17 protein-coding genes are annotated in these 18,796 nt (G+C 69.5%); 9 read left to right on the forward strand and 8 right to left on the reverse strand.

Annotated elements, in window-relative coordinates; all coding sequences use genetic code 11:
* Positions 1–3: 3 nt before the first annotated feature.
* Positions 4–1,989, reverse strand: coding sequence for an excinuclease ABC subunit UvrC (uvrC, locus tag HLB44_RS23480; protein ID WP_173127936.1), 1,986 nt, complete (start codon positions 1,987–1,989; stop codon positions 4–6).
* Between uvrC and earP the strand changes: the two genes are divergently transcribed.
* The 3 genes from earP (at position 1,988) to mnmC (ending at position 5,651) form a co-directional block, all read left to right on the forward strand.
* Positions 1,988–3,076 (forward strand): elongation factor P maturation arginine rhamnosyltransferase EarP, encoded by a 1,089-nt coding sequence (gene earP / locus HLB44_RS23485; protein WP_246312420.1) that lies wholly within the window; start codon positions 1,988–1,990, stop codon positions 3,074–3,076. The two genes, uvrC and earP, sit on opposite strands and share 2 nt — an antisense overlap.
* A 44-nt stretch (positions 3,077–3,120) precedes the next feature.
* Positions 3,121–3,675 carry an elongation factor P gene (efp, locus tag HLB44_RS23490; protein WP_173127939.1) on the forward strand — a complete coding sequence of 185 codons (555 nt, stop codon included), beginning with the start codon at positions 3,121–3,123 and terminating at the stop codon, positions 3,673–3,675.
* Positions 3,676–3,773: 98 nt separating this feature from the next.
* Positions 3,774–5,651, forward strand: coding sequence for a bifunctional tRNA (5-methylaminomethyl-2-thiouridine)(34)-methyltransferase MnmC2/FAD-dependent 5-carboxymethylaminomethyl-2-thiouridine(34) oxidoreductase MnmC1 (mnmC, locus tag HLB44_RS23495; protein WP_173127942.1), 1,878 nt, complete (start codon positions 3,774–3,776; stop codon positions 5,649–5,651).
* Here mnmC and rpiA read toward each other — a convergent pair.
* Positions 5,632–6,297, reverse strand: coding sequence for a ribose-5-phosphate isomerase RpiA (gene rpiA / locus HLB44_RS23500; protein ID WP_173127945.1), 666 nt, complete (start codon positions 6,295–6,297; stop codon positions 5,632–5,634). The two genes, mnmC and rpiA, sit on opposite strands and share 20 nt — an antisense overlap.
* A gap of 53 nt (positions 6,298–6,350) precedes the next feature.
* Here rpiA and HLB44_RS23505 point away from each other — a divergent pair, with 53 nt between their 5' ends.
* Positions 6,351–7,409, forward strand: coding sequence for a quinone-dependent dihydroorotate dehydrogenase (locus HLB44_RS23505; protein WP_173127947.1), 1,059 nt, complete (start codon positions 6,351–6,353; stop codon positions 7,407–7,409).
* Between the two features lie 112 nt (positions 7,410–7,521).
* Positions 7,522–8,790, forward strand: coding sequence for an HD-GYP domain-containing protein (locus HLB44_RS23510; RefSeq protein ID WP_173127950.1), 1,269 nt, complete (start codon positions 7,522–7,524; stop codon positions 8,788–8,790).
* On the opposite strand, the gene HLB44_RS23515 is transcribed toward HLB44_RS23510, so the two are convergent.
* Genes HLB44_RS23515 through HLB44_RS23525 form a run of 3 tightly spaced genes read right to left on the reverse strand, consistent with a single transcriptional unit; the run spans position 8,787 to position 11,327 of the window.
* Positions 8,787–9,950 (reverse strand): VanZ family protein, encoded by a 1,164-nt coding sequence (locus HLB44_RS23515; protein ID WP_173127953.1) that lies wholly within the window; start codon positions 9,948–9,950, stop codon positions 8,787–8,789. The two genes, HLB44_RS23510 and HLB44_RS23515, sit on opposite strands and share 4 nt — an antisense overlap.
* A gap of 23 nt (positions 9,951–9,973) precedes the next feature.
* Positions 9,974–10,615 carry a 3-oxoacid CoA-transferase subunit B gene (locus HLB44_RS23520; protein WP_173127956.1) on the reverse strand — a complete coding sequence of 214 codons (642 nt, stop codon included), beginning with the start codon at positions 10,613–10,615 and terminating at the stop codon, positions 9,974–9,976.
* A 1-nt stretch (position 10,616) separates the two neighbouring features.
* A complete protein-coding gene (locus HLB44_RS23525) occupies positions 10,617–11,327 on the reverse strand; it encodes a CoA transferase subunit A (protein ID WP_173127959.1) in 711 nt (236 codons plus the stop codon).
* Between the two features lie 115 nt (positions 11,328–11,442).
* On the opposite strand from HLB44_RS23525, the gene HLB44_RS23530 reads away from it, so the two are divergent.
* Positions 11,443–11,997, forward strand: a complete 555-nt coding sequence (locus HLB44_RS23530; protein ID WP_173128617.1) for a LuxR C-terminal-related transcriptional regulator — start codon at positions 11,443–11,445, stop codon at positions 11,995–11,997.
* Positions 11,997–12,875, forward strand: a complete 879-nt coding sequence (locus HLB44_RS23535; protein ID WP_173127962.1) for a DUF3667 domain-containing protein — start codon at positions 11,997–11,999, stop codon at positions 12,873–12,875. The genes HLB44_RS23530 and HLB44_RS23535 overlap by 1 nt, the downstream gene beginning before the upstream one ends.
* Positions 12,876–12,881: 6 nt before the next feature.
* Here the strand turns inward: HLB44_RS23535 and HLB44_RS23540 are convergent, their stop codons facing one another.
* Genes HLB44_RS23540 through HLB44_RS23550 form a run of 3 tightly spaced genes read right to left on the reverse strand, consistent with a single transcriptional unit; the run spans position 12,882 to position 14,782 of the window.
* Positions 12,882–13,301, reverse strand: coding sequence for an acyl-CoA thioesterase (locus HLB44_RS23540; RefSeq protein WP_173127965.1), 420 nt, complete (start codon positions 13,299–13,301; stop codon positions 12,882–12,884).
* A gap of 22 nt (positions 13,302–13,323) precedes the next feature.
* The gene (locus HLB44_RS23545) at positions 13,324–13,983 is read right to left on the reverse strand and encodes a YceH family protein (protein ID WP_173127968.1); all 660 of its coding nucleotides are present in this window, start codon (positions 13,981–13,983) and stop codon (positions 13,324–13,326) included.
* A gap of 16 nt (positions 13,984–13,999) precedes the next feature.
* Positions 14,000–14,782, reverse strand: a complete 783-nt coding sequence (locus tag HLB44_RS23550) for an SDR family oxidoreductase (protein WP_173127971.1) — start codon at positions 14,780–14,782, stop codon at positions 14,000–14,002.
* Between the two features lie 228 nt (positions 14,783–15,010).
* On the opposite strand from HLB44_RS23550, the gene HLB44_RS23555 reads away from it, so the two are divergent.
* On the forward strand, positions 15,011–16,702 hold the full coding sequence (locus HLB44_RS23555; protein ID WP_173127975.1) for an electron transfer flavoprotein-ubiquinone oxidoreductase: 1,692 nt from the start codon (positions 15,011–15,013) through the stop codon (positions 16,700–16,702).
* Positions 16,703–16,828: 126 nt separating this feature from the next.
* Positions 16,829–18,796: a DUF1800 domain-containing protein gene (locus HLB44_RS23560; protein ID WP_246312421.1), complete on the forward strand. Its 1,968-nt coding sequence runs from the start codon at positions 16,829–16,831 to the stop codon at positions 18,794–18,796.

Genomic DNA, 18,796 nt, shown 5'->3' on the forward strand with positions numbered 1-18,796 from the left:
CGTTCAATGAAGCGCACGGTAGATCGTCTCCGCCAGGTCATGCGAGATGCCGTCGACACCCGCGAGGTCTTCAACGCTCGCGGCCGTCACGCCGCGGACACCGCCGAAGCGCTGCAACAACCGGGCACGCTTTTTCGGCCCGACTCCGGGAATTTCTTCCAATCTGCCGCCGCCGGTGCGCACGCTGGCGCGGCGCGCGCGCATGCCGGTGATCGCGAATCGATGGGCCTCGTCGCGGATCTGCGCCACCAGCATCAGCGCCGCGGAGTCGTGGCCGAGGTAGACCTTGTCGCGGCCGTCGGCGAACACCAGTTCCTCGAGGCCGACCTTGCGGCCTTCACCCTTCTCGACACCGACGATCAGCGACAGGTCGAGCCCGAGCGCAGTGAACACCTCGCGCGCCATCGCGACCTGCCCGCGCCCGCCATCGACCAGCACCAGGTCGGGCATGCGCAAGCCCTTGACGCTGCCGCTGCCGGAGGCGTCCGGCGCGTTCAGCGCTTCGGCCAGCTTCGCATAGCGCCGCGTCAGCACCTGGCGCATCGCGGCGTAGTCGTCGCCGCCGGTGATGCCCTCGATGTTGTAGCGCCGGTATTCGTTGTTGCGCATGCCGTGGTTCTGGTAGACGACGCACGAGGCCTGCGTCGATTCGCCGGCGGTGTGGCTGACGTCGAAGCACTCGATGCGGAAGGCATCGAGGTCCGGCACCACGAGGTCGAGCGCATCGACCAGCGCGCGCGTGCGTTCGCGCTGCGAGCCTTCTTCGGCCAGCAACCGCGCCAACGCGATCTGGGCGCCCTTCTCGGCCATCTCGAGCCAGACACGGCGCTGTTCGCGCGGCTGGTGCTGCGCATGAAGGCGCACGCCGGTCTGCTCCGACAGCGCCTCGAGCAGCGCGGCATCGACCGCATGGCTCATCACCAGGGCCGGCGGCGGCGCGATGCCGAGGTAATGCTGCGCGATGAAAGCCTCGAGCACCTGCTGCTCGACCGAAGGACGATCGGCGCGCTCGTCGGCTTCGTCGGCCGACAGCGCGGTGGCCTCCTCGACGTGCGTCGGGAAGTACGCACGATCGCCCAGGTGGCGGCCGCCGCGCACCATCGCCAGGTTGACGCAGGCGCGGCCGCCGTGAACGCGCACCGCCAGCACGTCGACATCACGATCGCGGGTCGACAGGCTGCTCTCTTCCACCGACTGCTGGTGCAGCACGCGCGACAGCGCGGTGATCTGGTTGCGCACGTCGGCCGCGCGCTCGAACTCCAGCGCATCCGAGTAGGCCATCATCTGCGTCTGCAGCGTCTCGATCACCTGCTCGGCATCGCCGCGCAGAAAGCGCTCGGCATGCGCGACGTCCTGCGCATAGTCCGCCGGCGAGATCAGCCCGACGCAGGGGCCCGAGCAGCGCCGGATCTGGTACAGCAGGCAGGGCCGCGAGCGGTTCGCGAACACCGTGTCCTCGCAGGTGCGCAGGCGAAAGACCTTCTGCAGCAGCAGGATCGTTTCCTTCACCGCCCAGGCGCCGGGGTACGGGCCGAAGTAGGTGTGCTTGCGGTCGACCGCGCCGCGGTAGTAGGCCACGCGCGGAAAGCCGTGCGACACCAGCTTCAGGTACGGGTAGCTCTTGTCGTCGCGGAACAGGATGTTGAACTTCGGGTTCAACGTCTTGATCAGGTTGTTCTCGAGCAGCAAGGCCTCGGCCTCGGTGCGCACGACGGTCGTCTCCATGCGCGCGATGCGGCCGATCATGTGGCCGATGCGCGTGCCGCCGTGGTCCTTCTGAAAGTAGCTCGAGACGCGCTTCTTCAGGTTGCGCGCCTTGCCGACGTACAGCACCTGGCCGCCGCTGTCGAAGTAGCGGTAGACGCCGGGCAGGCTCGGCAGCGCGGCGACCTCGGCGAGCAGCGCTTCGCGCACCACATCGACGCCGACCTCGGCAGCGGCATCGTCGGTGGAGTCGTCGGTGGTGGGGTCGGCGGGATCGGCGCTCATGCTCATCGCGCCGACATTCTGCCGCGCAGGCCACTTCGATAATCCGGTGATGTTGTGGGACCTGTTCTGCCGCGTGATCGACAACTTCGGCGACGCCGGCGTCTGCTGGCGGCTGGCGCGCGGGCTGGCCGCGCGCGGTGAGACGGTGCGGCTGTGGCTCGACGACGCGACCCCGCTGCGCTGGATGGCGCCCGACGGTGCGCCCGGCGTGACCGTGCTGCCATGGGGTGCAGCCGCAATGCCGGATGCGTCGCTCGAGCCCGGCGACGTGGTGATCGAAGCCTTCGGCTGCGACCCGCCGCCGCCCTTCGTCGAGCGCATGGCCGCGCGCCGGCCGGCGCCGGTGTGGATCAACCTCGAGTACCTGAGCGCGGAGGATTACGTCGAGCGCTCGCACGGGCTGCGCTCGCCGCAGCTCAGCGGCCCGGGCGCCGGGCTCGACAAATGGTTCTTCTACCCCGGCTTCTCGCCGCGCACCGGGGGGCTGCTGCGGGCAGCCAGCGTCGCCGACCGTGATGGCTGGTTGGCCGCTCGAGGCTGGGCGCGCCGTCCCGAAGAGCGCGTCGCGCTCCTCTTCTGCTACGAGAACCCCGCCTTGCCGCGCCTGCTGCGGGACCTGGCGGCAACCCCGACGCTGCTGCTCGCTGCGCCGGGACCCGCGCAACAGGCCTTGTCGGCGATCACGCTGCCGCGTGCGCTGCGCCCGATCGCGCTGCCGTGGCTGCCGCAGACCACGTTCGACGAGCTGCTTGCCAGCACCGACCTGAACATCGTGCGCGGCGAGGACTCGTTCACGCAAGCCAACCTGGTCGGTCGCCCTTGTCTTTGGCAGCTCTACCCCCAGCATGATGGAGCGCATGCCGCCAAGCTCGATGCCTGGATCGACCGCTTCATCGCGGCGAGCGGTTTCGCCGACGGTGATGCGCTGCGCGCGCTGACCCGGGCCTGGAACGGTCTCGGGCCCTGGCCGGAGCGCTGGCCCGAGCCTGCGGGCTGGTCCGGCGCGTGCACTGCCTGGCGTGATGGCCTGCTCGCGCAGCAGGACTTGCTGACCCAGCTCAGCAGCTTCGCCGCATCGAGGCGCTAGAATCCAAGGCTTTGCTTTAATCGACTGAACCCGGGGGCTGACCCATGAAGATTGCTCAAGAAATCCGTGCCGGCAACGTGATCATGCAGGGCAAGGACCCGTGGGTCGTGCTCAAGACCGAATACTCGCGCGGCGGCCGCAATGCGGCGACGGTGCGCATGAAGTTGAAGAGCCTGCTGAACAATTCGGGCACCGAAGTCGTCTTCAAGGCCGACGACAAGATGGACCAGATCGTGCTGGACAAGAAGGACTGCACGTACACGTACTTCGCCGATCCGATGTACGTCTTCATGGACAGCGAATACAACCAGTTCGAGGTCGAGGCCGAGAACATGGGCGACGCGATCAACTACCTCGAAGACGGCATGCCGGTCGAAGTGGTGTTCTACGACGGCAAGGCGATCTCGGTGGAACTGCCGACCTCGCTGGTGCGCGAGATCACCTGGACCGAGCCGGCCGTCAAGGGCGACACGTCGGGCAAGGTACTGAAGCCCGCGAAGATCTCCACCGGCTTCGAGATCCCCGTGCCGATCTTCGTCGCGCAAGGCGACAAGATCGAAATCGACACCCGCACACACGAATACCGCAAGCGGGTCTGATCGCCCGTATTGGCCCGTTGGCCGATCGGCATCGATGAACGTCAGGGGCACTTCGGTGCCCCTGCGTGTTTCAGGGCACACGACGAACAACTCCTGCCATGGGCTTCGGACCCCTGCAGCCAGCGCGCATCGTCTTCAGCGACGGCGAGCCGCCGTATGCGCCGGACTTCGACGACATCTATCACGCGCGGGCCGGCGCACTCGAACAGGCGCAGCATGTCTTCCTGCGCGGCAACCGGCTGCCCGAGCGCTGGCAACGGCAGCCGCGCTTCACGATCCTCGAGACCGGCTTCGGTCTCGGCAACAACTTCCTCGCCGCGTGGCAGGCCTGGCGTGATGCGCCGGCGCGCAGCGAGCGGCTCGAGTTCATCTCGATCGAGAAACACCCCCCGCGCCGCGAGGACCTCGCGCGCGCCCACGCGGCGGCGCCCGACGCGCTGCGGCCGCTGGCCGAGGCGCTGCTCGCCGCCTGGCCGCCGCTGACACCCGACCTGCACACGCTGGCCTTCGACGCCGGCCGTGTCCGCTTGCGTCTGGTCTTCGCCGACATCGCCGATGCGCTGCCGGAACTGATCGCGCAGGTCGACGCCTTCTTCCTCGACGGCTTCGCACCGGCCAGGAACCCGGCGATGTGGGATCGGCACCGGCTGCGCCAGTTGGCCCGGCTCGCCGCGCCGGGCGCGACGGCCGCGACGTGGAGCGTGGCGCGCGAGCTGCGCGACGGGCTGTCCAGCGCTGGTTTCGTCGTCGAGCGCGCACCGGGCTTCGGTGGCAAGCGCGACATGACGATCGGCCGTTTCGCGCCGCGCCACCCGGCCTCGCCGCCGCCCGGCCGTCGGGCGAGCAGCGCACTGCAGGTCGCGGTGATCGGCGCCGGCCTGGCCGGCGGCGGCGTGGCGCGGGCGCTCGCCGCCGAGGGCCTGTCGGTGGCCGTGTTCGAAGCCGACGCGGCGCCGGCCCAGCAGACCTCGGGCAATCCGGCCGGCCTCTTCCACGGCATCGTGCACCGCGACGACGGCCCGCACGCACGCTGGCTGCGCGCCGCCGCACTGCGCATGCAGCAGCTGCTCGCGCCGCTGATCGCCGACGGCCAGGTGCGCGGCGCCTTCGGCCTGCTGCGCGGTGAACGCGACGGCGATGCCGCCGCGATGCAGGCCCTGCTCGATGAAGACGCCTGGCCGGCAGAGTGGGTTCGGATTGCGCGGGCGAATGGCGCGCCGGCCTGGTTCTATCCCGGCGGCGGCTGGGCCGCACCGGTGGATCTGGTGGCGCACTGGCTGGCCACGCCGGGCATCGCGCTGCAACTCGGCATGCGCATCGAGCGCCTGCAGCGCGCCGGCGATCAGTGGCAACTGCTGGGGAGCGACGATCGGATCATCGCGACCGTCGATGCCGTGGTGCTGGCGAATGCGGCCGATGCGACGCGCCTGCTCGGTGACCCGGGCTGGCCGCTGGAATCGGTGCGCGGCCAGCTCAGCATCGTGCGGGGTGCGCCGGCCGATCTGCTGCCGCAGCCCGTGGCCGATGGCGGCTACGCGCTGCAGCTGCCGGACGGCCGCGTGCTGTGCGGCGCGACCTCGCAGGCGGGCGATGACGACCCGCGCGTGCGGGCCGCGGACCACGACGACAACCTCGCGACGCTGCAGCGCCTGAGCGGCTGGACCGCGCCGGACGACTGCTGGATCGAGGGCCGCGTCGGCTGGCGCCTGCAGACGCAGGACAGGCTGCCGCTGCTCGGCCCGGTGCCGATCGAGCACGCGTCATCGCCACTGCCGAATCAAGCACGTCTGATCGAGCGCCGCCCCGGGCTGTACGTCGCCACCGCCTACGGCTCGCGCGGCCTGACGCATGCCGCGCTGGCCGGCGAGGTGCTCGCGGCGTGGATCACCGGCGCGCCGATGCCGGTGCCGGCGCGGCTGCTCGATGCCGTCGATTGCGCGCGCTACCTCGCGCGGCTCAGTCGAACATCAGCGTAGAGACGCCCTGCGCGCTGCCCATCAGGCAGATCCTCGCGCGGTGGCGCGCGAAGATGCCGACCGTCACAACCCCCGGCCACTGGTTGACCTCGACCTCAACGCCCAACGGATCGGTGATGCGCAGGCCGTGCACGTCGAGGATCTGGTTGCCGTTGTCGGTGACCACGCCGGTGCGCAGCTCGGCACGCCCGCCGAAGGCCTTCGCGAAGCGCCGGGCGACCTGCGCTGCGGCCATCGGGATCACCTCGACCGGCAACGGATAGGCGCCGAGCACCTCGACGCGCTTGGACGCGTCGACGATGCAGACGAAGCGCTCGGCCAGGTCGGCGACGATCTTTTCGCGCGTTAGCGCTGCGCCACCGCCCTTGATCATGTTGCCGCGGCCGTCGATCTCGTCGGCGCCGTCGATGTAGACCGGCAGCCGCTCGACCGTCGATGCGTCGAGCACCGTGATGCCATGCGCCTGCAGGCGCTCGGTGCTCTTGACCGAGCTAGACACGGCACCGGCGATGCGGTCCTTGATCGTCGCCAGCGCGTCGATGAAGTGGTTGACCGTCGAGCCGGTACCGACACCGACGACCGAGCCGAGCACCACATGGTCCAGCGCAGCCCGGCCGACCAGCGCCTTGAGTTCGTCTTGCGTCATGTGCTTTGCACGCCGGCGAGCGGCCCGCGCGCGTTTGGGACAATCGCGGGATTATGGCCGTCGTCCCCTATGCCCTCGCCCGCCCCTTCCTGTTCGGACTCGACCCCGAACGTGCGCACGAGCTGACGCTCGACGCGATCGCCACGCTGCAGAACACGCCGGCGCAATGCCTGTGGTCGCAGCCGCGTGTCGACGATCCGGTCCTGCTGGCCGGTCTGCGCTTTCCGAATCGCATCGGCCTCGCCGCCGGGCTCGACAAGAACGGCCGCTGCATCGACGGGCTGGGCGCGATGGGTTTCGGCTTCATCGAGGTCGGCACCGTGACGCCGAAGGCCCAGCCGGGCAACGCCCGGCCGCGCATGTTCCGGCTGCCATCGGCCGACGCGCTGATCAACCGCCTCGGCTTCAACAACGAGGGGCTGGATGCCTTCATCGCCAACGTGCGCCGTGCGCGCAGCTTCCGCGCCGCGGGCGGCGTGCTGGGCCTGAACATCGGCAAGAACGCCAGCACGCCGATCGAGCGCGCGGTCGACGATTACCTGCTCGGCCTCGAAGGCGTGTTCCCGCACGCCGACTACGTGACCGTCAACATCTCCAGCCCGAACACGCAGAACCTGCGCGCGCTGCAGAGTGACGAAGCGCTCGATGCGCTGCTCGGCGCGCTGCAGGCACGCAAGCGCGAGCTGACGACGCTGAAGCGGCGCGAGGTGCCGATGTTCGTCAAGATCGCGCCCGACCTCGACGACGCGCAGGTCGCGTTGATCGCGGCCACCTTGCGCCGCCATGCGATCGACGGCGTGATCGCCACCAACACGACGATCGCCCGCGATGCGGTCAAGGGCCTGCCGCATGCCGACGAACGAGGCGGGCTGTCCGGCGCGCCGGTGCGCGAGGCCAGCAACCGCGTGATCGCCGGCCTGCGTGCGGCGCTCGGCGCGGCGTTTCCGATCATCGGTGTCGGCGGCGTGATGAGCGCCGCGGACGCTCAGGCCAAGCGTGCCGCCGGCGCCGACCTGGTGCAGATCTACACCGGCCTGATCTACCGCGGTCCGGCACTGGTGCCGCGTTGCGCACGCGCGCTGGCACGCGGCGCGGTGCCCCAGGCGGCGTGACATCCTGCCGCGGCGGCGCGGCGTTGCGCCGGCGCGAGCGCGCGGCGGGGCTCACGAAGCGGCCGCGGCGGCCGACAACCCCTCCAAGAACCTCGGATTCAGGGCTCCCGACTTGGACGCTAGCGCCGGCGCATTCCTGCAGACCAATCCCTTCGCGCAACTGACGATCGCCAATGCGTGCGGTGACGTCGACGCGCCCTTGCCGGCGCCGACCGGCACCGCCAGCGTGCAGGCGCAGGCGTTGCGCGCCGCCAGCCGCTTGCACCAGCAGCAGGTGCGCGGCCAGTTGCTCAAGCCGCGCGCGGCCTGGCCGGCGATCGACGGCGGTATCGACGGCACCGCCCTACAGCTCGCGTTGGGCAAGCTGCTCGACAGCGTCGATCCGCTGGTGACGCTGATGCAGCCGGGCGCGCGCGTCCTGCGCGCGGCGGTCGCGACCCTGCGCCTGCACCCGCTCGCGCAGTGGCTGCTGACCGCGGCGGCCGAACGCCACCCGGCCGCCTTCCAGCATGCGGTGCGGGCGATGGCGCTGGCCGGGTCGCTGGCCTGGCACGTGCGCGCGAACGGCGAGTTCCTGCAGCGCGCGATGCTGGCCGGCCTGCTGCACGACATCGGCGAGATCTACGTCGAGCCGGCCTACCTCGGCAGCGGCCGGCAGCTCGACCTGCGCGAGTACCGCCAGCTCGCCGCGCACCCGCATGTCGGCGCGATGCTGCTCACCGACCTGACCGACTACCCCGCCGAGATCGCGCGCGCCGTGGCCGAGCACCACGAGCGGCTCGACGGCACCGGCTACCCGTTCCAGCTGCTCGGCGGCTCGCTGTCACCGCTCGGCCAGCTGATGGCGGTGGTCGAGCTGGTGCTCGGCATCGTCGACCAGCAGCGGCCGGCGCCGGCGGCGCGCGCGAGCTTCGCATTGCGCTTCGTGCCGGGCGAGCTGTCGGGCCCGTGGACCGGACCGATCGCGCGGTGGGCCGACGGTGAGCCGCCCGCACTGCCGCCGGCGCAACCCGGGCCCGGCCCGCATGCCGAAATGGCCCAGCTCGACCAGGCGCTACAGGGCATGCAGGACATGGCCGAAACCATCAGCGCGCAGCTCGACGGCTCGTCCAAGCGCGTGGCGCAGCGCGCCGCGCATCGGCTGAACCGGTTGCGCAGCGCGTGGAATGCGATGGGGCTGTGGTCGCTGCCGGCCGACCTGGTCGAGCCGCGCGAGCGTTTCGACATCGAGCTCGCGCTGCGCGAACTGCGCTGGCGCATCAGCACCATCGGCCGAGATTGCCTGTGGCCGGAAACCGAGCTGAAAGTGCTGGCCGACGCGCGCCTGGTGCCGTTGTGGACGACGCTGGAGTCGCTGGGCCGCAGCAAGCCGGCGTCCTAACGCGCGATGTCAGCGGGTTGGCGTGCAGCACGCGCAGCCAGCCACCACAGTGGCGGCAGCAGTGCCAACGTGATGTCCGGCGTGCGGCCCGGCAGATGGGTCTGCAGCAATTCGAGCAACAGCACCCAGCCGGCGAGCCCCAGCGCCACCGCGCCGCTGCGTCGCGCCCCGCCGCTGGCCAACAGCACCACCGCCCCGAGCCAGTAGAGGTTCCAGCACAGCGTCAGCAGGTTGCTGAGCATCGAGCCATGCAGCAGCGAGACGAAGGGCAGCCACTGGAAGCTGCGGGCGTTGTCGCCCCAATGGAACGGACGCAGCTCGTCGAGCGTGAACCACGCCAGCGCCAGGCCCAGCAGCAGCCGCCGCACCGGCACGGCCGGGGCGCGCCAGCCGGCATGGCAGGCCGCGACGCCGAGCGCGCAACCGAGCACGAACGGCAGCGTCACCGCCTGGTAGGCGATCAGCAGCTTGCCGGCCGCCGCCAGCAGGCACAGTGCCGTGAGCCCTGCCGCCCGTGCCGGATGTGCGCGCAGCAGAGGCCCGAGCACTGCGACGCCGAGCAGCGTGTCGATCAGCGACATCCAGGACCAGCGCAGGGACGGGTGCGACAGCGGCTTCAGCGCGTCCTTGATGTGCTGCCAATCGAGTGTCGGCACGAACGGCCACCATTGCAGCGCCAGCCACAACAACGCGAGCACCAGCGCGATCGGTTCGGCGGCCCCGCGCCACCAGGTGTCGTGCGGGCGCCATTGCAGCCCAAGACGCCGCAGCGGCTCGACCGAGGCCGCAACCCCCAGCCCGATCACCAGGCCGAGCGTGTTCCACACCACGTCCGACAGCGCCGCGTGGCGCGCCGGCACCGCAATCTGAAGCACCTGCAGCAGCATCGCCAGTGCCGCGCCGCACAGCAGGACCCAGAGCCCGGCGCGGCGCGGCGCCCACGCCGCTTCGCGCAGCGCCAGCTGCGCCACCGCCGCCAGCGGCACGAACAGCACGACATTGCCCACCACGTCGCCACGGCCGGTCCACCAGCGGCCGTCGGCGAGCATCGCCCACAGCGCCGCGGTGAACGACCGCGGCGCGGCGAAGCGCCACGGATACAGCGAGCCGTGCACCACGAGCGTGGCGCACACCAGCACCAGCGCTCGCAGCGCCGTCATCCGCTCACTTCAGACGTCAGCCGTCACTGGATCAGCGGCACGCCGGTCTTCGCCTGCAGCTCCTCGTGCGTCACGCCGGGCGCGATCTCGACGACCTTCAGCCCCTGCGGCGTCACGTCCATCACCGCCAGGTCGGTGATGATGCGGTTGACGACGCCGATGCCGGTCAGCGGCAGCGTGCACTTGGGCAGGATCTTCAGGTCGATCGTGCCGTCCTTCTTCTTCGCGACGTGCTCCATCAGCACCAGCACGCGCGCGACGCCGGCCACCAGGTCCATCGCGCCGCCCATGCCCTTGACCATCTTGCCGGGGATCATCCAGTTGGCGAGGTCGCCGCTGTCGGTGACCTGCATCGCACCGAGGATCGACAGGTTGATCTTGCCGCCGCGGATCATCGCGAAGCTGTCGTGCGAGCCGAAGATCGACGAGCCCGGCAGCGTCGTCACGGTCTGCTTGCCGGCGTTGATCAGGTCGGCATCGACCTCGGCCTCGCTCGGGAACGGGCCGATGCCCATCATGCCGTTCTCGCTCTGCAGCCAGACTTCCTTGTCCGGCGGCACGTAGTTCGCCACCTGCGTCGGCAGGCCGATGCCGAGGTTGACGTAGAAGCCGTCCTGCAGCTCGAGCGCGGCGCGTTGCGCCATTTCAGCGTGGGTCCAAGGCATGTCAGGCTCCGGTGGGGTTCTCGCGGGTCGTGCGCTTCTCGATGCGCTTCTCGGGCGTGGCGTTCAGCACCAGGCGGCTGACGTAGATGCCGGGCAGGTGCACCGCATCCGGATCGAAGGTGCCGGTCTCGACGATCTCCTCGACCTCGACGACGCTGATCTTGCCGGCCATGATCACCGCCGGATTGAAGTTGCGCGCGGTGCGGCGGAAGATCAGGTTGCCCGACTTGTCGGCCTTCCAGGCCTTGCCGAGCGAGACATCGGGCACCAGCGAGCGCTCCATCACGTAGGCGTGGCCGTCGAACTCGCGGATCTCCTTGCCCTCGGCGACCAGCGTGCCGACGCCGGTGCGGGTGAAGAAGGCCGGGATGCCGGCGCCGCCGGCGCGCAGCTTCTCGGCCAGCGTGCCCTGCGGCGTGAACTCCAGCTGCAGTTCGCCGGCCAGGTACTGGCGCTCGAACTCCTTGTTCTCGCCGACGTAGCTGGAGATCATCTTCGTGATCTGCCGCGTCTGCAGCAGCTTGCCGAGGCCGAAGCCGTCGACGCCGGCGTTGTTGGAGATGACCGTCAGGTTCTGCGCGCCGCTGTCCTTCAGCGCATCGATCAGCGCCTCGGGAATGCCGCACAGGCCGAAGCCGCCGACGGCGAGCAACTGGCCGTTGCGGACGATGCCGTCCAGCGCGGCGGCTGCACTCGGGTAGATCTTGTTCATGCCACGGTCACTTCCAAGGTAGATTCGCGAGCCACGGAGCGTACTACTTACTCGAATAAGTAGGGGTTACGTCGAATCACCTAAGACCTATCCACGAGAGGGAGCGCCCCTGGACATCGCACTCGACTACCGCATCGCGTTCGACCAGGCGCCGATCGGCCTGGTGCTGTCGCGCCAGCGCCAGATCGTCGACTGCAACCGCCAGCTGCTGGCGATGTTCGGCGCCACGCGCGAGCAGCTGGTCGGCCGCTCGTTCGAGGTGCTGTACCCGACGCCGGCCGAGTTCGAGCGCGCCGGCGACCGCATCGTGGCAAGCCTCGACAAGCAGGGGCGCTATGCCGACGAGCGGGTGATGAAGCGCTTCGACGGCGTGGCGCGCGGCGAGCTGTTCTGGTGCCATGTCACCGGCCGCGCGCTCGACCCGGCGCATCCGCACGCGGCCGGCATCTGGGCCTTCGAGGACCTGTCGTCGCGGCGCAAGCTGCGCGTGGAGTTCACCGCGCGCGAGCGCGAGATCGCCGCGCTGCTGATCGATGGCCTGACCAGCAAGCAGATCGGCAAGCGGCTGGTGATCAGCCCGCGCACCGTCGATGTCTATCGCGCGCGCCTGATGCGCAAGGTCGGCGCGGCAACGACGCCGGAGCTCGTCAACAAGCTGTTGTCGGGCTGATGAGCGGGCCCACCACCGCCACCTGCCGCAATTGCGGCGCCCTGCTGCCGCTGGCGCTGCGGCCCCGCTACTGTCCGCAGTGCGGCCAGGAGACGGCCCTGCACGCACCGAGCTTCTGGGAGTTCGTGCACGAGTTCGTCGGCCACTACGTCGCGCTCGAGGGCACGCTGTGGCGCACGCTCGCCCTGCTGCTGCTGAAGCCCGGTCGGCTGACGCGCGAATACTTCGCCGGCCGGCGGCGCCGCTACGTGCTGCCGCTGCGCCTGTACCTGAGCGCGAGCTTCCTGTTCTTCGTGATCGTCAAGCTGTTCGGCTTCGGCGACACCCGCATCCATTTCGCAGCGGGGCTCGACGCACAGGGCCGGCCGGTGACCGTGGCCAGCTCGCCGGCACTGGCGGAGGACCTGAAGCAGGCCGGCGCCTGCCTGGCGCGCGGCGACGCCTGCCCGTTGTCCGAGCGGCTCGGCGCGCGGCTTCAGCTGCAGCTGGCGAAGACCGCTGACGCGCCACAGGCGGTGCAGCAGCGGCTGGGGTCGATGGCGCCGTACACCGTGTTCCTGATGCTGCCGGTATTCGCGGCGATCGTGCAGCTGGCCTACCGGCGGCGACGCATGAACTACGGCGCGCACGTCGTCTTCAGCCTGCACATGCACGCGTTCTGGTTCATCGCGCTGCTGGCGATGTCGCTGCTGCCCGCCGTGCTGACCTGGCCGCTGCTGGGGCTGATCGTGGTCTATGGGCTGTGGGCGCTGCAGCACGTTTACCAAGGGCGCTGGTGGGCCACCGCGCTGCGCGCGCTGGCGATCTCGGTCAGCTACGCGCTGCTGTTCGTATTCGCGTTGCTGGCGATGGTTGCGCTGGCGGTGCTGCGGTCGTGAACAGGCTCAGGCCAGCAGCGCGCGGACCTCGTCCGGCACCGGCACCGACTTCTGCGCCTTGAAGTCGGTCCAGACGACGGTGGCGCCGCCGCTGGCATACACGACGCCGGGCTGGTCGGTGCGCTCGAGCGTCGCGAAGGTGTCGATCGTGCTGCGGCCGATCTCGCCGGCGTAGTGGCGCGCGAGCACCTCGCCCGGGTATTCGAGCTGGCGGATGAAGCTGCAGAAGGCGTTGATGATCACCGGGCCGATGCCGTCCGGATCGGGCTGGCAATCGATGCTGCGGAACCACTCGATGCGCAGGCTTTCGAGGTAGCGGAAGTAGACGGTGTTGTTGACATGGCCCATCGCGTCCATGTCGCCCCAGCGGATCGGGATCACCATCTCGTAGGTCAGCTTCTTCCGCTCCGGAATCTCGAACCGCATCGTGTCGCTCGTTGAGAAGGGATCAAGCCGCCGGGTCGATGCCGAGCTCGCTGGCCATGCGCTGCACCAGGGCCCGCAGCGCGGCCAGCTCTTCGGCCTGGCGCCCGAGCTCGGCCTTCAGCGCGACCAACTCGCCGACGGTGATGCGGTCCTCGTCGGAGCCGCTGGCCACGATGCGCTCGGCGGTCATCTGCACCTCCCCGCACAGCATGTGTGCCCAGCGCGCCTCGCGCGCGCCCGGCGAGCGCGGCAGCAGCACGGCACGCGGCGGGAAACGTTCGGCCAGTTCGGTCAGGAAGCCCTCGACCGACGAGTTGTCGCCGAAGCGGTGCAGGCGCTCGCAGTTGGCGCGCAGCTCGGCCACCGTCTGCGGTCCGCGCAGCATCAGCACCGTCAGCAGCGCCGTGGCCTGGCTCGGCACCGCGATACCGCGCGTCATGTTGTGCTCGTAGCGCGACACGCGGCTGCCGGTGGTCTCGAACACCAGGCTCAGCGACTTCAGGCCGTCGACGGCCGCCAGCACGTCGGCCTCGCTCAGGTTCAGCACCGGGTCCCGGGCGGTCTTCTGGTTGCAACCGGCGACCAGCGAATTCAGCGACAGCGGATAGGTGTCCGGCACCGTCGCCTGTTTTTCGACCAGCACGCCCAATACACGGGCTTCGACAGGTGTCAGTGAGCGCATCCGTACCGATTGAAGGTTAGGCTCCGAAGCCGTCGTCGGCCGACAGCACCGCGCCGTTGATGAAATGGCTCTCGTTGGCGCACAGCATCATCAGCGCCGCATCGAGGTCCTTCGGCGTACCGACGCGCTTGCGCGGCAGCAGGCTCACGAGCTTCTGCCCGGCATCGGTCTGCCAGTGGTGGTGGTTGAGCTCGGTGTCGATGTAGCCCGGGCAGAGCGCGTTGACATTGATGCCGAACTTGCCCCACTCCAGCGCCATCGCGCGCGTCATGTGCACGACGGCTGCCTTGCTCATGCTGTAGACGCCGATCTTGCTCAGCACGCGCAGGCCCGCCATCGAGGCGACGTTGACGATGCGCCCGCCGGTGAAGGTGCCCGGCGCCGCGCCGCACGAGCGCGCGATCATGCGCTTGGCGACTTCCTGCGCGACGAAGAAGGCGCCGCGCGTATTGGTGTCCATCACGTAGTCGTAGTCGTCCGGCGTCACGTCGACCAGCTTCTGCGTGGTGCTGACGCCGGAGTTGTTGACCAGGATGTCGATCGTGCCCATCTCCGTCTCGGCGTGCGCGACCGCGGCCTTGATGCTCTCGGGATCGGTGACGTCGAGCCCGACGACGTGCGCGTCGCCGCCCATCGACTCGAGCTCGGCGCGCAGCGTCTTCAGCCGCTCGACGCGGCGCGCTGCGAGCACGACACCCGCGCCAGCCGAGCTGAGCACGCGCGCGAACTGCGCACCCAGGCCGCTGGAGGCACCGGTGACGAAGGCGACGCGGCCCGAAAGATCGATGCTGTAGCTCATGGTGGCGGCGGGTTGGCGGCCCCGTGTCGGAGCGGGCTTGCACGATAGCACGCAGGTTTGCGCGACGACGGCATGCGGCACCGACTGACGTCGCAGCGACAGCGCCCGGCCGCCCGATGCGGCACCATGCGCTCCCGAGTGAGCTCTCCAAAAAAGCACGATCGTTCGTTTTTGGAGGTGCCCCGCGTAGAATCGCCCGTCGTTTGCCATCAGCCCGGACCACTGCCCATGACGCCCCAGGAGATCCTCGACCAATACGGCCCGCGCGAGGCCATGGAATACGACGTGGTGATCGTCGGCGGCGGACCAGCCGGCATGGCCACCGCGATCCGGCTCAAGCAGCTGGCCGCGGCGGCGAACAAGGAAGTCTCGGTCGTCGTGCTCGAGAAGGGCTCGGAGCCTGGCGCGCACATCCTCTCCGGCGCGGTGATGGACCCGATCGCGATCAATGAGCTGATCCCCGACTGGAAGGAGCGCGGCGCGCCGTTGAACCAGCCGGTCACCGGCGACCAGGTGCTCTTCCTGCGCGGCGACGGCGCCACCGCGACGACGCCCGATTGGCTGGTGCCCGAGTGCATGCACAACCACGGCAACTACGTCGTCGGGCTCGGCTCGGTCGTCAAGTGGCTCGGCGAGCAGGCCGAGGCGCTCGGCGTCGAAGTCTTCCCCGGCTTCACGGCGGCCGAAGTGCTGTACGACGACAAGGGCGCGGTGCGCGGCGTGGCCACCGGCAACCTCGGCATCGGCAAGGACGGCCAGCCGCACGAAGGCTTCCAGCTCGGCATGGAGTTGCTGGGCAAGTACACGATCTTCGCCGAGGGAGCACGCGGCCACCTCGGCAAGCAGCTGATCGCCAAGTACAAGCTCGACGCCGGCCGCGACGCGCAGAGCTTTGCGATCGGCGTCAAGGAATTGTGGGAAGTGCCGGCCGACAAGGCGCAACCCGGCCTGGTGATCCACACCGCCGGCTGGCCGATCGAGGACAACACCTTCGGCGGCGGCTTCCTGTACCACCTGGAAGGCAACAAGGTCACGCTCGGCTTCGTCATCGGCCTCGACTACGAGAACCCGTGGATGAGCCCGTTCGAGGAGATGCAGCGCTGGAAGACGCACCCGTCGATCCGCCAGCACATCGAGGGCGGCAAGCGCATCGGCTACGGCGCGCGCGCGATCAACAACGGCGGCGTGCATGCGCTGCCGAAGGCGGTGTTCCCCGGCGGCGCGCTGGTCGGCTGCGATGCCGGCTACCTGAACGCCTCGCGCATCAAGGGCAGCCACGCGGCGATCAAGACCGGCATGCTGGCCGCCGAGGCCGCGTTCGAGGCGCTGAATGCTGGCCGCTCGCATGACGAGTTGGCGGCCTACCCGGCCGCGTTCGAGAAGAGCTGGCTGCGCGAGGAGCTCGAGCGCACCAAGAACTTCAAGCTCTGGTTCAAGAAGGGCATGCTGGTCGGCCAGGTCATGACCGGCATCGAGCAGTGGCTGCTGCCGAAGATCGGCATCAAGGCGCCGCCGTGGACGCTGCATTCGACGAAGCGGGATCACGAGTCTCTGCGGCCGGCGAGCCAGGCCGAGAAGATCGAATATCCGAAGCCCGACGGCCGCCTGACCTTCGACCGGCTGTCGTCGGTGTTCATCAGCAACACCAACCACGAAGAGAACCAGCCCGCGCACCTGACGCTCAAGGACGACCGCGTGCCGGTGCAGATCAACCTCGCGCAGTACGCCGGCCCCGAGAGCCGCTACTGCCCCGCCGGCGTCTACGAATTCGTGCCCAACGAAAGCGGCGGCGGCGAACGCCTGCAGATCAACGCGCAGAACTGCGTGCACTGCAAGACCTGCGACATCAAGGACCCGACGCAGAACATCGTGTGGGTCACGCCGGAGGGCGGCGGCGGGCCGAACTACGCCGGCATGTGACGTAGTTCGCGGCTCGGCCGCAACCAATCTTGCTGAATGTGAAGCGCGCGTCCGCGCAGGTAAATGCACTCGCGCCGGAAACGGCGCCGATGCAGTATGTGTCCCATCGCAACAGCGGGGACACCGATGGAAACCCAGGCACCGCCCACCGACAGCAGCGTCCATGAACTGCCCCTCGGCTGGGCAGCGATCGCAGCGCCCATCCTGCTGAGCGCCTGCGGCGGCGGCGAGTCCCCGCCCGCGGAATTCCTGGCCCTCGACCAGGCGCGCACCGACCGCACGATCATGTCGGTGAGCCAGGCGGCGGAAGCCGGCGCGGCCGCACCGCTGCCGACGGCCAGCGAGCTGATGGACTGGGCCGAGCAGCACTACGCCCAGTTCTTTCCGGGCCATCAATCGAACCGCACGCTCGACCCCTACGTCTACCGCTACTACGAGGCGACCGGCAACTACCTGGGCGTCGCCGGCAGCGACATCTACATCCTCGGCCCCGTCTCCGGCGGCGGCCTGGTGCTCGTCGGCACGCTGGCCGACTACGCGCCGCAGGTGTTCGCCACGCGTTATGCCTACTCCGACGCCCAGGCCGCACGCTTCCTGATGCAGGCCACGCTGGCGCCGAGCGATGCCGACATCGCCGCGGTGCGCAGCCTCGGCTACTCGGCCTGGCTGGACCAGGCCTTCGCGCAACCGCTCTCGACGAGCAACTGGGACTGGCTGGTCTCGAAGGGCGTCGACACCAACACCGATGCCGCGACGATCTCGATCGGCGTCGACTCGCAGATCTGGCAGCGCCTGCTGACCGCGTCCGACAGCCTGCGGCAGCGGGTGGCGCTGGCGCTGTCGGAGATCTTCGTCGTCGGGTTCGACGGCGTGACCGGCACCTACAAGCAGTTCAAGCTGGCCGCCTACTGGGACCTGCTCGCCGCCAATGCCTTCGGCAGCTATCGCACGCTGCTCGAGCAGGTGACGCTGAACGTCGCGATGGGCCTGTACCTCAACACCGCCGGCAACGAGAAGGAAGACGCCGCCACCGGCCGCCTGCCCGACGAGAATTACGCCCGCGAGGTGATGCAGCTCTTCACGATCGGACTCTGGGAGCTGAACGCCGACGGCACGCCGAAGACAGGCCCCGCGGACGCGCCGATCGAGAGTTATGACCAGGACACCGTGACCGAGCTCGCCCGCGTCTTCACCGGCTGGAGTCCGCAGCGGCTGAACAACGGCACGAGCCCCGAGTACGCACGGCGGCCGATGGAGCTGAACGACAACAAGCACTCGACGCTCTCGGCCACCTTCCTCGGCACGACGATCCCTGCCGGCACCGGCGGCACCACCGCGCTGAAAACCGCACTCGACACGCTGGCCAACCATCCGAACGTCGGACCCTTCATCGGCCGCCAGCTGATCCAGCGCCTGGTCACCAGCAACCCGAGCGGGCCCTACGTCGCCCGCGTCGCCGCCGTGTTCGCGAACAACGGCCAGGGCCAGCGCGGCGACCTGAAGGCGGTGGTGAAGGCCATCCTGCTCGATGACGAAGCGCGCAGCGATGCCGGTCTGAGCAATCCCTCGTTCGGCAAGCTGCGCGAGCCGGTGCTGCGCTTCGTCCAGTGGGCGCGGATCTTCAAGACGCGCTCGCCGTCGACCGAATGGAACGTCGGCAATACCAGCGATCCGGCAACGCGCCTGGGCCAGAGCCCGCAGCGCTCGGCCTCGGTCTTCAATTTCTTCCGCCCGGGCTACGTGCCGCCGAACACGGCAATCGCCGGGGCAACGCTGGTGGCGCCGGAGTTCCAGATCACCAACGAATCGAGCGTCGCGGGCTACCTGAACTACATGATGACGGCCATCGGCGGCGGCCACTCGGACATCCTGCCCGACTACAGCGCCGAGCTCGCGCTGGCCGCCAACGCATCGTCGCTCGTCGACCGGGTGAACCTGCTGCTGTGTGCGGGCCAGCTCGGCGCCGCCAACCGCACGCTGATCGTCGACGCCATCGCCGCGATGGCCGGCACCTCGACGACCGACCTGACGAACCGCGTCTACGCCGCCGTGATGCTGGTGATGGCCTGCCCCGACTACCTCGTGCAACGCTGA

Source organism: Pseudaquabacterium terrae (genome assembly GCF_013266755.1).
Taxonomy (GTDB): domain Bacteria; phylum Pseudomonadota; class Gammaproteobacteria; order Burkholderiales; family Burkholderiaceae_C; genus Pseudaquabacterium; species Pseudaquabacterium terrae.

Bases quoted from the DNA above. Each gene is read 5' to 3' on its own strand.
- earP (WP_246312420.1), top strand. From the start codon at position 1,988: ATGCTCATCGCGCCGACATTCTGCCGCGCAGGCCACTTCGATAATCCG.
- uvrC (WP_173127936.1), bottom strand. From the start codon at position 1,989: ATGAGCGCCGATCCCGCCGACCCCACCACCGACGACTCCACCGACGAT.
- efp (WP_173127939.1), top strand. From the start codon at position 3,121: ATGAAGATTGCTCAAGAAATCCGTGCCGGCAACGTGATCATGCAGGGC.
- mnmC (WP_173127942.1), top strand. From the start codon at position 3,774: ATGGGCTTCGGACCCCTGCAGCCAGCGCGCATCGTCTTCAGCGACGGC.
- rpiA (WP_173127945.1), bottom strand. From the start codon at position 6,297: ATGACGCAAGACGAACTCAAGGCGCTGGTCGGCCGGGCTGCGCTGGAC.
- HLB44_RS23505 (WP_173127947.1), top strand. From the start codon at position 6,351: ATGGCCGTCGTCCCCTATGCCCTCGCCCGCCCCTTCCTGTTCGGACTC.
- HLB44_RS23515 (WP_173127953.1), bottom strand. From the start codon at position 9,950: ATGACGGCGCTGCGAGCGCTGGTGCTGGTGTGCGCCACGCTCGTGGTG.
- HLB44_RS23520 (WP_173127956.1), bottom strand. From the start codon at position 10,615: ATGCCTTGGACCCACGCTGAAATGGCGCAACGCGCCGCGCTCGAGCTG.
- HLB44_RS23525 (WP_173127959.1), bottom strand. From the start codon at position 11,327: ATGAACAAGATCTACCCGAGTGCAGCCGCCGCGCTGGACGGCATCGTC.
- HLB44_RS23535 (WP_173127962.1), top strand. From the start codon at position 11,997: ATGAGCGGGCCCACCACCGCCACCTGCCGCAATTGCGGCGCCCTGCTG.
- HLB44_RS23540 (WP_173127965.1), bottom strand. From the start codon at position 13,301: ATGCGGTTCGAGATTCCGGAGCGGAAGAAGCTGACCTACGAGATGGTG.
- HLB44_RS23545 (WP_173127968.1), bottom strand. From the start codon at position 13,983: ATGCGCTCACTGACACCTGTCGAAGCCCGTGTATTGGGCGTGCTGGTC.
- HLB44_RS23550 (WP_173127971.1), bottom strand. From the start codon at position 14,782: ATGAGCTACAGCATCGATCTTTCGGGCCGCGTCGCCTTCGTCACCGGT.
- HLB44_RS23555 (WP_173127975.1), top strand. From the start codon at position 15,011: ATGACGCCCCAGGAGATCCTCGACCAATACGGCCCGCGCGAGGCCATG.
- HLB44_RS23560 (WP_246312421.1), top strand. From the start codon at position 16,829: ATGGAAACCCAGGCACCGCCCACCGACAGCAGCGTCCATGAACTGCCC.